The organism is Pseudomonas cichorii, assembly GCF_019719005.1.
Classification (GTDB): Bacteria; Pseudomonadota; Gammaproteobacteria; order Pseudomonadales; family Pseudomonadaceae; genus Aquipseudomonas; species Aquipseudomonas cichorii_E.
Genome location: NZ_JAIGPJ010000019.1, coordinates 47,046 through 59,588, shown reverse-complemented (window position 1 = coordinate 59,588; position 12,543 = coordinate 47,046). Strand labels below are relative to the sequence as shown.

Genomic DNA, 12,543 nt, shown 5'->3' with positions numbered 1-12,543 from the left:
GGCGCTCCGCTCATTCGCGAATAAGCGGAGCGCCGCCCGATTCGCTACGGATTATTTCTTGCCGTGATCTGTGACCAGGCCGGGCTGGCGTCGAGAAGGAACTTCGACGCCATGCTCACCTGGTTCTTGCCCTGTGACTTGGCCGAATACAGCGCCCGGTCGGCCAGTTCGATCAACCCTTCCTGATTCACCGGCTCATTGCGCTGCGCAAGCGTTGCAACCCCCAGGCTGATGGTCACGATGTTGAAGGGGCTGGATATATGCTCGATACACTGAGTACGGATCTGCTCCAGAATGGCCTCCGCCACCGCGCAGGCACCCGCCTCGTCAGTATCCGGAATCACCACCGCAAACTCCTCACCACCATAGCGGGCCGCCATGTCTCCGGGGCGTCTGATGCATTGTTCGATGATTCGGCTGATGGTCTTCAGGCACTCATCACCCGCCAGATGGCCGTAATGGTCGTTATAAAGCTTGAAGTAATCCACATCGATAAGGATCAGCGACAAGGCACGCCGGTCACGCTTGGCGCGCTTGAATTCGATATCCAGAAACTGATCGAAGCGCCTGCGGTTAGCCAGGCCCGTCAGTTTGTCCTGAGAAGCCAGAAGCTCCAGGCTCTGGTTCAGTTCGATCAGCGCAGCCTGGGAAACCAGCAATTCGTTTTCGGCCCGTATGCGACGATGAAGATGACTGATCAGGCGAACCCCCAACGCAACCAGCAATCCCAACAACACCAGCACCACCACTATCGACTGGCGGGCCTGGTTCCACCAGATTTGCATGGCCTCTTCCCGACCCACCGCAACTGTGGTCACCAACGGGTAATGCTCGCTTCTCTTGAAAGCGTAGAGACGATCAACCCCGTCCACATTGGAAATGAACTCGGCCGTGCCGGACAAATTCTTGCGGGTCATGGCAAAAATCGGTGCCGAGGAAAGGTCGCGGTTGATATCCGCCTCGCGGAACGGATACCTGACCAGCAACCGTCCCTGAGACGAACTCAGGCTGATGACCCCGGTATGCCCGACATCGATATTGGAATAGAAGTTGAGCAAATGATCGATGCTGATGGTGATCAGCATGACCCCGCCAAAGCTCGAGTCAGGATTATCGATCCGCCGACTGATCGAAACCAGCCAGGCATTGGTGACTCGGCTGCGAAAGGCAGGCCCGATGAACACTCCACGGTCGCGGTTTTCCTTGTGGTACATGAAGAACTCTCGATCTTCACCCCCCATCCTCGGGATATGCCGGTTACTCAGGAAAATGCCATTGCCTTGCGCGTCATACAACACCACGCTGTTCAAGGGTTTCAGTGTGACCATTTCCTGGGCAACCACCGATCTCAGACGGTCGATCTGCTTTTCGCCGACACCCTCTTTCTCGACCCTTTCGATAAGGCCGACCAGCATCAGCTCACTCTGCCTGAACATCCCCTCGGTGTAGTTGCTCAGGGCGCTGGTGAGGTTGACAGTGTTGGTTTCGATATTAACCAGCGTGTTCTGGCGCACCGTCACTATCTGCCATGCCGTCAGTAACACAACGCACAGACACACAACAAAAATCAGTAACGAGGCAAGTCGAAGATCACTCTTCAAAGGCAGCCTCCAAGGCAGGTTGAAAACATGTTCGACGCACACGGATTCATCATTGAACCTGCGTACTCATGATTTTTACCCACCCTGTACCATTCTTTCGCCATCATTTCCAAGATTTGCTCACATCCCGTATCCATATTTCCCTATTGGAACAGTAGACGTGTTCCGACCTTGAACGGAAAAACCTTTGAGCCCATACGAAAAAAACGGGAAACAAGATCATGACCTTGCCTTCGAAAAAGCTCCCACAAGCCTGACACCGAAGCTTTCGCTGGGTATTCTGGCCGACTTGACCCAATGGACATGAAACCGTCATGAAGAAAACCCTGAGCACCTTGCTTACCGCTTCGGCACTGCTGCTTGCAGCCCACACGGCACAGGCTCACCAGATCTGGTTCGAGCAAGCCCCGGACCGCAGCATGACCTTCTACTACGGCGAATATGACAGCAATATGCTGGAGGTCACTCCTGGCGGCATGGATCGCTTCAAGGCACTGGAAGCTCAGTGGACAAGTGCATCAGGCACGACTCCGCTGAAAATGAAACTCGAGCGCGACCACTTTTCGGTTGCTCAGAAGCCAGGCAAGAATGATTCATGGCTGGCCTTCGACAAGCAGTATCCGATCTTTCAGGTCAAGGACGAAGGCAAGACCGTCAGCGCCTACTGGACGCCAGCCACCCGCTGGGTCAGCGACTTTCGTGTACGCGAGCCCGAACTGGACCTGGATATCGTGCCGACAGGCGTCGTAAAGGGCGATGAAGTGGAGTTTCAGGTCTTTCACCTGCACGACCCGCTGGGCAATGTTCCGGTGAGACTGTCTTCCGGCTCAGGATGGGTGCTGCTGGCCAATACCGATGGCGAAGGCAAGGTCAGCTTCAAGCTGCCCTGGAAAGGCACCTATGTGCTGGGTATCGAATACCGCGACCGCTCGGAGGGCGGTGAGCGTGTCGGGATCGATGGCAACAAGGAAAAATACGACATCCTGGCCTATAGCTCGTCGCTTTCCTTCCACAAGGATACCGGCCTTGCGCCTCTGCCCCGAGCCGACTCAAGCCTGCCGGCTTCGGAAATCGCTCGTCTGAACAAAAAGTGATTGATGGAGCCTTGTCATGAAAGCTGTTTTCCAGACCCTGCTGGCCGTGACCTGCGCCCTGCTCATGAGCCAGGCCAGTGCCCATGGTGTCCCCCAGCCACAGCACGGTGGCCTGATCGAGGATGCCGGGCTGGTCGCCATTGAAATGGTTGCTGAGGGCGATACGGTCGATCTGTACCTGACTGATCACGATGAGCCCGTCAGTGCCGCGAATGTCACGGGCGTGCTCACCATCACCACCCGCCATGCCCGGACAAAGACCGATATCGTTGCGCTCAGCGGCAATCAACTGCAAAGCCGGGGCGTGAGTTTCAAATCGGGATCACGGGTCAGCGCCCTGTTGACTCTGGCGGACGGCAAGACCAAGGTCAGTGCGCGGTTCAAGGTTCCGTGATGGTTTGAAGGTGGCTTTGTGGGTGATCGATGTTACTTAAACTAACGAAAATGCCCTGCTTGCAGGACATTTCTTACGGACCTGTCCCTATCATCCGCACGAAGTTTCCTAGAAAATCCCAGCCCCTTGAGTGGGTGTTTTTGGCTCTCCAGGCTGTGCCGGTCACTGCTCATCAGTGATCGGGTTTAGCAGCCTGCGTTAATTACTCACCATGCAAGTTCGTTAAATAGAGACACCACGCAGTCCACTGCGAATTGGTTGAAGCATTTCGAGTGGATACCGCTCTCCCCGAACAACGATACCGATGAGCACCAATGCGCCGGAAGGCCATCTTTCGGCCCGAAGCGGACTCCTAATTTTTAAGCATAAGCGGGTTTATGCTCGCGCATGCATTCTGGCAATCGCTACAAACCACATTCTTTGGTAACTGTCTCTACCACAAGCGTTTCGGGCACCTGACCAGTATGCATGTCCAGGATTTTTAACGAGCAACCCTGCTCAGGGGTTGATTGGCTCATCTGATAGGTCGCTCCAGCTTTGGGAACGAAGCTGCTGACGTTCAAACAGGTTTTGCCAATCAGTGAACCCGGGGTGGGCTGGTGGATCTTTGTGCCCGAGCTCACGGCGATCAAGTAAATACGTCGATCAGGCTTGATAAAGAATCGATTTTTTTCGGGCTCCGACTCCGAAACGGCACCCAGTACACCGGTTTCGTCTGTGTCGGTGCAACGGTTGTCATAATACGCATCGTACGCCTGGAAGCCTCCAGAAATGAGGGCGTTGGTGCTCCACTTGGCAATCAGGGTTGCATGCGCAGCGTTTGGTGCTGGCTGCTGGTAGTGACCAACGCAGCCCGTCAACAAGGCCAAGCATAAGAATAGAACGGGTTTGATCAATTTCACACCGGTGGAAAACGAGGAAAGGAAGCAAGTTGGTTATCGACTGCTTTGTGGTAAGCAATAGTGCTGAGTTAAGGATTCTCCGATCAAGTCCGCAGGATGCCTTTTCAAAATCCAAAAGCATCGGCCATGCCTCAACAGCCCAAAGCCCCAGTATTCTCACTCGTCACTATCTGCAAAGGCACATGAACACAATGCCGCTTTAGATCAAAGACGGGTGCCTCCTGCAACTCGACCAGCAACCGGATCAGGGAGGTGCCGATTAGCAGTGGCTGCGAATCGATCACCAGGCTGACTACTCCCTGCTCAAGCGCCCTATGCGAGCTGGACGTCGACTCCAGCAGAATGCTGCAGATCGACGGCCGTTCGGGTAACTGGGCCAGTGCCTTGATGATGCCGTCGCCGCCCCCGCCTACAACGCACAGTCCGCGCAGGTCGTCATGGCGGGCCAGCAGGTCGAGGGTGGCTTCTTCGGTGATGTCATCGTTGTCCATGTTCACCAGCGGCTCCAGCAGGCGCAGGTGCGGTGCGTGTTGCGTGAGGTAGCTGCGCAGGCCGTCAACCCGGGCCTGATGCCCGAGAAAGCGATGGCCTCCCATCAGCACCCCGACGCATCCTTCGCGGGCACCCGAGATATGGGCGACCAGCCAGCCCATGGTGCGTCCAACTGAATGGTTGTCCTGACCGACATAAGGCCCTTGCGGGGTCTCGTGGAAGTCCGACAGCAGGGCCACTATCGGCACCCCGGCGGCGCGTATCTGCTGAATGGTCTGATTGATCAGCGGATGAGCGAAACTGACGACGCCCAGTCCGTCGTATTTCACTGCCAGTTGTTCGATCTGTCCGGCAATCACGGCCGGGGTACGGTCGGTGATGTACTCGAAGTGGCAACTGAGATTGGCATCGGTCCAGGCCCGAGCAGCCTCATTGATGGCAGCGGCAAGGTTGGCGTAGAACTCCTGAGCCGTGCCCAACAGCAGAATGCCAAAGCGATAGTGAGGGCGACGCTCACGGATTCGCTGGCCGATCAGCCGGGCAGCGAAATAACCGACCGACTCGGCCGCTTGCAGCACCTGCTCGGCCGTTTGCGGGCTGACCGGTGCCCTGTCGTTGAGCACCCGGTCAACGGTGGCAACACTCAATCCGGCGCGCTCGGCCACCGTGGCAATGGTAGGACGTTTCTTGTTATTCATCGTTGATCCCTTGATAGAAAACTATCATTCCGCTCCGGGGCTGGATGATAGCTTGATAGAGAATGAATTCAAGGGATTGAGTGACTTACTGCAACTGCCTACTCTTTTCTCCAGCGATGCAATCAAACAAACATCGCGGCAAGTTCCAACAATAAACATGCTTGCGGAGAATAATAAAATGCCTGAACACGATTCAGCCTTTGAACAGGATATTCAATACAAGCGCCGGGATTATCGACTGACCGGTCCAGAGGCAGCACGTGCCGCGCAAAAAGGTCTGGTCTCGGCCACCTGGTATCAATGCCCTGTCCCTCGCAAGCGCATGAAGGAATTGATGCAACGCAGCGATGGTCCGGCCCTGCTTGATACCGCGCTGTGGTTTCTGACGCTGGGGCTGTCCGGTTGGGGTGGCTACTGGTTCTGGGGAAGCTGGGCCTGCGTGCCGTTTTTCATTGTCTATGGCGTGCTGTATGGCACCGCCTCCAATGCCCGCTGGCATGAAACGGGCCACGGCACGGCCTTCAAGACCCGCTGGATGAATGATGTCGTTTATCACATTGCCAGTTTCATGTGCATCTTCGAGCCCCATGTCTGGCGCTGGAGCCATGCCCGTCACCACACCGACACCATCATCGTCGGCCGGGACCCGGAGATCGTCGAACCACGTCCGCCCAGCCTGTTGAAGATGTTTCTGAACCTGCTCAGCCTGCCCCGCGCACTGGAAACCTTTCGCGGTGTCCTGCGCCATGCCCAGGGCCATGCGAGTGATGAAGAACGGGATTTCATCCCTGAATCCGAGCTGCCCAAGGTCTTTCGTGCGGCGCGGATCTGGCTGGTGATCTATGCCCTGACCATCATGGCCGCACTCTATCTGCACAGTTGGCTGCCGTTGATGTTTATCGGTCTACCGTCACTTTATGGCGGCTGGCTTTCCTATCTTTTCGGTATTACACAACATGTAGGGCTGGCCGAAGACACATTGGACCACCGCACTAACTGCCGAACCATTTATATGAACCCTGTGCTTCGGTTCCTCTACATGAACATGAACTATCACCTGGAACATCACATGTTTCCCATGGTGCCCTATCACGCCCTGGCCCAACTTCATGCCGAAATAGTCGACGATTGTCCGCCGCCCTATCGCAGCCTGTTCGAGGCTTTCAGGGAGATCCTTCCAACGGTCTTGAAACAGCGCAAGGACCCGACCTACTTCGTTCGCCGTCCATTGCAGCCACGCCGGGAAACCAGTGAACAGGTGCTTGCCGAGTCCTGAACGCACCTCGCTGCCCCCCCCCCACGAAAACAACAAGAGAGATTGCCATGACCGACCAATGGATCGATGTATGTGCTGTGGACGACATAGACGAAGAAGACGTCATTCGTTTTGACCATGCCCAGCGCACCTATGCGGTTTACCGCTCTGCCGACAGTGAGTTCTTTGCTACCGACGGGCTGTGCTCCCATGAAGCCATTCACCTGGCCGACGGACTGGTGATGGATCATGTGATCGAATGCCCCAAACACAACGGACGCTTCGACTACCGCTCCGGCCAGGCATTGGGTGCTCCGGTCTGCGTCAATCTCAAGACCTACCGGGTCCGGGTCGAAGCGGGACGTGTCCTGCTCGGCCTCGGCCAGTGAAAGGAGCGTCCGTCATGTCTGCTCCATGGGTGATAATAGGCGCCGGTCATGCAGGTGGCCGTGCGGCCCTGACTCTGCGGGCCGAGGGTTACAGCGGTCGTCTGGTGCTGATCGGCGATGAAAGACACCTGCCCTACGAGCGTCCGCCACTGTCCAAGGAGTTGCTCAAGGGCACAATGGACCTTGCCGCATGCAGCCTCTGCGATGAGGCCAGGCTGGCCGAGCTGAACATCGAGCATCTGTCGGGCAACCCGGTGACAGCACTGGACCCGTCGCGCCATCGCCTGCAACTGGCAGACGGAAACTGGCTGGATTATGCCCGTCTGCTGATTGCCACCGGTGGCCGGGCACGGCAGTTGCCCGTTGCTGCACATCGGCCCGCCAACCTGCTTTATCTTCGCAGCCATGACGAAGCCATTGCCTTGCGAACGTCGCTCAAGCCGGGAACTCGTCTGGTGGTGATCGGTGGCGGCTTCATCGGCCTGGAGGTCGCGGCCACTGCCCGAGCCCTGGATTGCCAGGTGACCTTGCTGGAGGCCGGGCCGCGTCTGGCGGGTCGAGCCCTGCCGGAGCCTGTATCCGCCGCATTGCTGGAACTGCATGTGCGCAATGGCGTGAACGTGCGTCTGAATGCAGCCATTGAAACCTTGCAAGACACGCCCCGAGTCGAAGTCGTGCAACTGGTCAGCGGCGAGCAATTTGCCTGTGACCTGGTGGTAGCAGGTATTGGCATGCAACCCAATATCGAGCTGGCCAGAGCGGCAGGTCTTGAAGTCGGCCAAGGCATTCGTGTCGATGAACAATTGCGTACCAGCGCCCCGGATGTATTTGCTGCCGGGGATATCTGCGAGTTTCGCCTGCACCCAGAGGGTGACTTTCAGCGTCAGGAAACCTGGCGCAATGCCGAAGCCCAAGGGCGGCATGCGGCACTGAATATGCTGGGTGCCGAGCAACCATTCAACGATCTGCCCGGTTTCTGGAGCGATCAATACGACTGGGGGCTGCAAACCATAGGGCAGGTTTCAAATAGCGAGCCTGATGCCACACGTGCCACCTCAGCGGAGGGCTTCGTGCTGTTTTACCTCGACCCGCAGCAACGCCTGATCGGTGCCTGCGGCTGGGGACCGGGTAACAGCGTTGCCAAGGACATCAAACTTTGCGAACGGCTGATCGGCAGTCAGATCCGCCTGGATGCGGGGCAACTGGCCAATCCCGATAGGCCACTCAAGCAACTGCTGAGGAGCTGACATGCGTGAATTCCTGATATTTCAGTCACTCTGGGCAATGCTCGATCATCAGGGGCAGTGCGACCTCTCTCTTGAGGCGCAACTGGAGAAAATCGCGGCAGCAGGGTTTGATGGCATCACCGATCACTTCTGGGTCCCCGGACATGTGAAACGGCTAACCTCTGCTGCCAACGCTCAGGGCTTGCAGATCGAAGGCCAGTTGTTTCCCCGCACCGTGGACGATCTGGCCAGAGCCATCGATGTGATTTCACCTTACGGCTGTCACCACCTCACCCTGCAAGCGGATGTGCGCCCCCGTACGCTGCGCCAGGCCATCGACCTGCTCGAAGGCTGGCAGCGACTGGCCGAACAGGCAGACTTTCCGATACTGGTGGAAACCCACCGCTACCGTATCACCAGCGACTTGCTGTTCACCCTCGACATTCTGGCCGAGATGCCGGATCTCAAACTTCTGGCCGACCTGTCCCATTACGTTGCGGGCCGAGAACTGCCCCTGCCACCGGACAAGGAAGACGAGGAACACTTGCAGACCATTCTGCGCCACAGTTGGGGATTTCATGGTCGGGTCGCCAACAGTGAACAGGTGCAAATACCCATCACCTTTGCCCAGCATCGACCCTGGCTGGACTACTTTCTCAAGCTCTGGCGCTACGGCATCGAGGACTGGCTGAGCCGCCCGTTCGGCGAAACCGGCAGCCTGTCATTTACCTGCGAACTCGGTCCGCCACCCTATGCCATCACCGGCCCGGACGGACGCGATATCACCGACCGCTGGGCCGAAGCGCTGTTGCTCAAACAACTGATCGGCGAGGTCTGGCGGGAATTCCAGCCGGGGTACAACGGTTAACCGGCACCCGTATTTCTTTCCCGCTTCATCTGTACTACCAGAGTAAAACGGTCATCCGGATGAATGGTTTCGGACACCACCATCAAGGCACCTGAATCGTCGCGATACTGGCGAATGATCTTCAGGCCGGGTGAGCCCGTCTCGGCATTAAGGCTCCTGGCGATCTCAGGCGTCAGGAGCACCGCTCGCACCTGCTGGTCCACCACGTCGATATGGCGGCCAAAATGCTGTTCGATCAAGGCTGCAATCAACTCATCAGGATGCTGCTTGGCCAGTTCGATCACGGCCGAGTAGTCGTCCTGTGCGTAGACATCCGTCCAGCAAAGAGGCGCATTGATGTTCTGCTGGTCGACCCGAATGCTCGACACGCAAAAGTAATGCTCACCCGGTTCAAGCCCCAGACGCCGAGCCTCGGCGATATCGGCCACGAAATGACGAACATTCTGGATGCTGCGCACCTGTGTCTCAGCCAGATGCACCAGATCCGACACCGATGCCAGTGAGTGCGAATAGCCACCTCTCGGTGAACTGGCCTCGACCCGCGTCCCTACCCTCTTGCGTCGTGATACCAGGCCCTGGCTCTGCAATTGGGTAATGGCCGCGCGCACGGTATGACGGCTCACTTCATAAAGCTCACATAACTCGAACTCGGTGGGTAACAGGCTACCCACGGGGTAGCGGCCGCTGGCAATGCCTTCCAGCAAGTCCTTGGCAACAACCGCATAGCGCGTCTGGTTCATACCTTTCATCAGTCCCGATCTTTCTGCGAGTTGACAGTGTATCAGCGAGCAGGCAAGAATTATGTACGTACATTTATAATATGTCCGACCAATAACAACATATCAGGTACTTCTTCATGTCCAGCACCGTCTTCGACTCCGCCCTCTTTCGCGATATGTTCGGCACCGCCGAGATGCGCGCCGTGTTCTCCGACAAAGCCCTGATCGAACGCTATATCGAAGTCGAGGTTGCCCTCGCTCGTGCAGAAGCTCGCTGTGGCGTGATCCCCGCAGAAGCAGCCGAGCAGATCGCCGAACTGGCCACTTACTCGTCGCTGGATCTGGCTCTCATGCAGCATGAAACCGAAATCGTCGGTTACCCGATCCTGCCTCTGGTCGAACAACTGTCCAGAACCTGCGGCGAAGCCGGACGCTACGTGCATTGGGGTGCGACCACCCAGGACATCATGGACACCGCCGTGGTGTTGCAAGTACGTGCAGCCCTGGCCATCGTCGAGCGTGACATTCAGAGCGTGCGCAACCTGCTGGCCGGTCTGGCCCTGCGTTATCGCGACACGCCGATGGCTGGCCGGACGCACTTGCAACATGCCCTGCCGATCACCTTCGGCTACAAATGCGCGGTCTGGCTGAGCATGTTCGATCGCCACGCCGAGCGTCTGGTGGAGTTGCGCCCACGGGTGGAAATCGGCCAGTTCGCCGGTGCGGCAGGCACTCTGGCTTCATTGGGCGACAAGGGTCTGGAAGTGCAGGAAGCCTTGATGGCCGAGCTGGGGCTTGGTGTCCCGCAGGCGACCTGGCATGTGGCTCGCGATGGCTTGGCTGAAACCCTGAACTTCCTGGGCCTGGTGACCGGTTCGCTGGGCAAGATCGCGCTGGACATCATGATGATGATGACCAGCGAGCTGGGCGAAGTGTACGAACCCTTCGTCAAGGGACGCGGTGCCAGCAGCACCATGCCGCAGAAGCGCAACCCGATTTCCTGCGAGCTGATGTACGCCGCCGCCAAGGGCGTGCGTCAACAGGCGGGCCTGATGCTCGACGCCATGATTCAGGACTTCGAGCGCTCCACCGGCCCGTGGCAGGCCGAGTGGATCGCCATTCCCGAAGCCTTCGCCCTGAGCGCCGCCTCGCTGGGCCAGGCGACTTTCATGCTTGCCGGGCTTGAAGTGCGCCCCGAACGCATGCGCAAGAACCTGGACATGACCCAGGGCCTGATCGTGGCTGAAGCCGTGATGATGGGTCTGGCTCCGGCATTGGGCCGTCAGGTCGCCCATGACGTGGTGTATACCGCCTGCCGCATGGCCAACGATCAAGGCATCAGCCTGCTCGACGCCCTTCTCGCCCAAGGCGAAGCCACCGCACAACTGGACATCGAAGAACTCAAGCGCCTGACCGACCCGGCCAACTACCTGGGCCTGGCTCCGCAGATGGTCGATATCGCCCTGTCCCGAGAGGGCTCCGTCAAACGCTGACCTGCCGAAGGCCCGGTGAAAGCCGGGCCATTGCCTTTGCTTGCCAATAAAAACAATGAGAGTGCAACCATGTCCACGACCGCTAAAAAACCGTTCTACAAGGACCTGACCTTTCAGGTTGTCGCTGCAATGGTATTGGGTATCGCCTTCGGCTTCATGGCTCCGGAACTGGCGGCCAAGTTCAAGATCCTCGGCGATATCTTCCTCAAGCTGATCAAGACCGCCGTTGCGCCACTGGTGTTTTTCACCGTGGTTCATGGCATCGCCTCGGCCGGTGATATCAAACGGGTCGGCAAGGTGGGCCTGCGCGCCCTGATCTATTTTGAAATAGTGTCCACCATCGCTCTGGCGCTGGGTTTGCTGTGGGGCAACCTGCTGCAGATCGGCTCAGGCATGCATGACGCCCACCCGAGCAGCAATACCGCAGCGGCAGCCAGCGCGGCAATCGCCAAGGGTCACGCGCCAACTTCGACGCTGGACTTCATCTACGGGATCTTCCCGGACAACTTCGTCGGTGCTTTCTCCGGTGGCCAACTGCTGCAAGTGCTGGTGATTTCGGTGTTCTTCGGCTTTGCGCTGCTGGCGCTCAAGCCCGAGCGCCGGGAAGTCATCGAGGATGGCCTGAATCGCATCTCCGAGTGCTTCTTCGAGTTCATCAACCTGATCATGAAGTTCGCGCCGCTGGGTGCATTCGGCTCGGTGGCCTACGCCGTCGGCAGCAACGGCACGGCGGTATTGATGTCCCTGGCCAACCTGGTGCTGATGTTTTACGTCTGCATTGCGTTCTTCATCTTCGTTGTGCTGGGCGTGGTGTGCCGTATTTCCGGGTTCAGCCTGTGGCGGTTCCTGAAATACATCAAGGATGAAATCTTCATCGTCCTGGGAACGGCTTCGTCGGAAAGTGCCCTGCCACGCCTGCTACAAAAGCTGGAGAAGTTCGGCTGTTCCAAACAGAGTGTGGGCCTGGTACTGCCAACCGGCTATGCCTTCAACCTGGACGGCACGTCCATCTACATGTCGCTATGCGTGCTGTTCATCGCCAATGCCTACGGCGTACCGCTGAGCTGGGAGCAACAACTGGGCATCATCGCCCTGATGCTGGTGACCTCCAAAGGTGCCGCCGCCGTGTCGGGGGGCAGCTTCGTGGTATTCGCGGCAACCGTGACCGCCATCGGTGTACTGCCCGCCGAAGGCCTGGCGCTGCTGTTCGGGGTTTACCGCTTCATGTCCATGGCCATCGCCACCTGCAACACCATTGGCAATAGCGTCGCAACAGTGGTGGTTTCCAAATGGTCGGGCGAGTTTACCGAAGCGACAGCACAGGCCGAATACACCCGTGTGTTGGGGCGTAGTCCGCAGGCTGCGTTGTAAATTCAGTAGTGGGGCATCAAGGCCCCGGAGCAATCCGGGGC

Annotated in this window: 12 protein-coding genes; 8 read left to right on the top strand and 4 right to left on the bottom strand. The window is 57.8% G+C overall.

The features are described 5' to 3' along the window. Positions 1 to 44 precede the first annotated feature (44 nt). On the bottom strand, positions 45 to 1,601 hold the full coding sequence (locus K5D32_RS15275; RefSeq protein ID WP_221592846.1) for a sensor domain-containing diguanylate cyclase: 1,557 nt from the start codon (positions 1,599 to 1,601) through the stop codon (positions 45 to 47). Between the two features lie 314 nt (positions 1,602 to 1,915). Between K5D32_RS15275 and K5D32_RS15270 the strand changes: the two genes are divergently transcribed. Both K5D32_RS15270 and K5D32_RS15265 read left to right on the top strand, forming a co-directional pair. After that, positions 1,916 to 2,695 (top strand): DUF4198 domain-containing protein, encoded by a 780-nt coding sequence (locus tag K5D32_RS15270; protein ID WP_221600846.1) that lies wholly within the window; start codon positions 1,916 to 1,918, stop codon positions 2,693 to 2,695. 16 nt (positions 2,696 to 2,711) lie between these two features. Further along, positions 2,712 to 3,089, top strand: coding sequence for a hypothetical protein (locus K5D32_RS15265; RefSeq protein WP_221600845.1), 378 nt, complete (start codon positions 2,712 to 2,714; stop codon positions 3,087 to 3,089). Positions 3,090 to 3,493: 404 nt separating this feature from the next. Here the strand turns inward: K5D32_RS15265 and K5D32_RS15260 are convergent, their stop codons facing one another. Together K5D32_RS15260 and K5D32_RS15255 are read right to left on the bottom strand one after the other, a co-directional pair. Then, positions 3,494 to 3,991, bottom strand: a complete 498-nt coding sequence (locus K5D32_RS15260; protein WP_221577784.1) for a hypothetical protein — start codon at positions 3,989 to 3,991, stop codon at positions 3,494 to 3,496. Positions 3,992 to 4,122: 131 nt separating this feature from the next. After that, a complete protein-coding gene (locus K5D32_RS15255) occupies positions 4,123 to 5,181 on the bottom strand; it encodes a LacI family DNA-binding transcriptional regulator (protein ID WP_221600843.1) in 1,059 nt (352 codons plus the stop codon). Positions 5,182 to 5,359: 178 nt separating this feature from the next. On the opposite strand from K5D32_RS15255, the gene K5D32_RS15250 reads away from it, so the two are divergent. The 4 genes from K5D32_RS15250 to K5D32_RS15235 are packed head-to-tail and all read left to right on the top strand — an operon-like array spanning position 5,360 to position 8,919. Then, positions 5,360 to 6,457, top strand: coding sequence for a fatty acid desaturase family protein (locus K5D32_RS15250; protein ID WP_221592838.1), 1,098 nt, complete (start codon positions 5,360 to 5,362; stop codon positions 6,455 to 6,457). A 47-nt stretch (positions 6,458 to 6,504) separates the two neighbouring features. Further along, a complete protein-coding gene (locus tag K5D32_RS15245) occupies positions 6,505 to 6,825 on the top strand; it encodes a MocE family 2Fe-2S type ferredoxin (protein ID WP_221577787.1) in 321 nt (106 codons plus the stop codon). A 14-nt stretch (positions 6,826 to 6,839) separates the two neighbouring features. Beyond that, the gene (locus tag K5D32_RS15240; RefSeq protein WP_221592837.1) at positions 6,840 to 8,072 is read left to right on the top strand and encodes an NAD(P)/FAD-dependent oxidoreductase; all 1,233 of its coding nucleotides are present in this window, start codon (positions 6,840 to 6,842) and stop codon (positions 8,070 to 8,072) included. Between the two features lies 1 nt (position 8,073). Further along, positions 8,074 to 8,919, top strand: coding sequence for a sugar phosphate isomerase/epimerase (locus K5D32_RS15235; protein WP_221600841.1), 846 nt, complete (start codon positions 8,074 to 8,076; stop codon positions 8,917 to 8,919). Here the strand turns inward: K5D32_RS15235 and K5D32_RS15230 are convergent. Further along, complete coding sequence (locus K5D32_RS15230; RefSeq protein ID WP_221577848.1) at positions 8,916 to 9,659, bottom strand: GntR family transcriptional regulator; 744 nt, start codon at positions 9,657 to 9,659, stop codon at positions 8,916 to 8,918. The genes K5D32_RS15235 and K5D32_RS15230 overlap by 4 nt on opposite strands. 116 nt (positions 9,660 to 9,775) lie before the next feature. Between K5D32_RS15230 and K5D32_RS15225 the strand changes: the two genes are divergently transcribed. Continuing rightward, entirely contained in the window at positions 9,776 to 11,131 is a 1,356-nt protein-coding gene (locus K5D32_RS15225) for an adenylosuccinate lyase family protein (RefSeq protein WP_221600839.1), read from the top strand. A 69-nt stretch (positions 11,132 to 11,200) separates the two neighbouring features. Beyond that, positions 11,201 to 12,502, top strand: a complete 1,302-nt coding sequence (locus tag K5D32_RS15220) for a cation:dicarboxylate symporter family transporter (RefSeq protein ID WP_221577791.1) — start codon at positions 11,201 to 11,203, stop codon at positions 12,500 to 12,502. Positions 12,503 to 12,543: the final 41 nt, after the last annotated feature.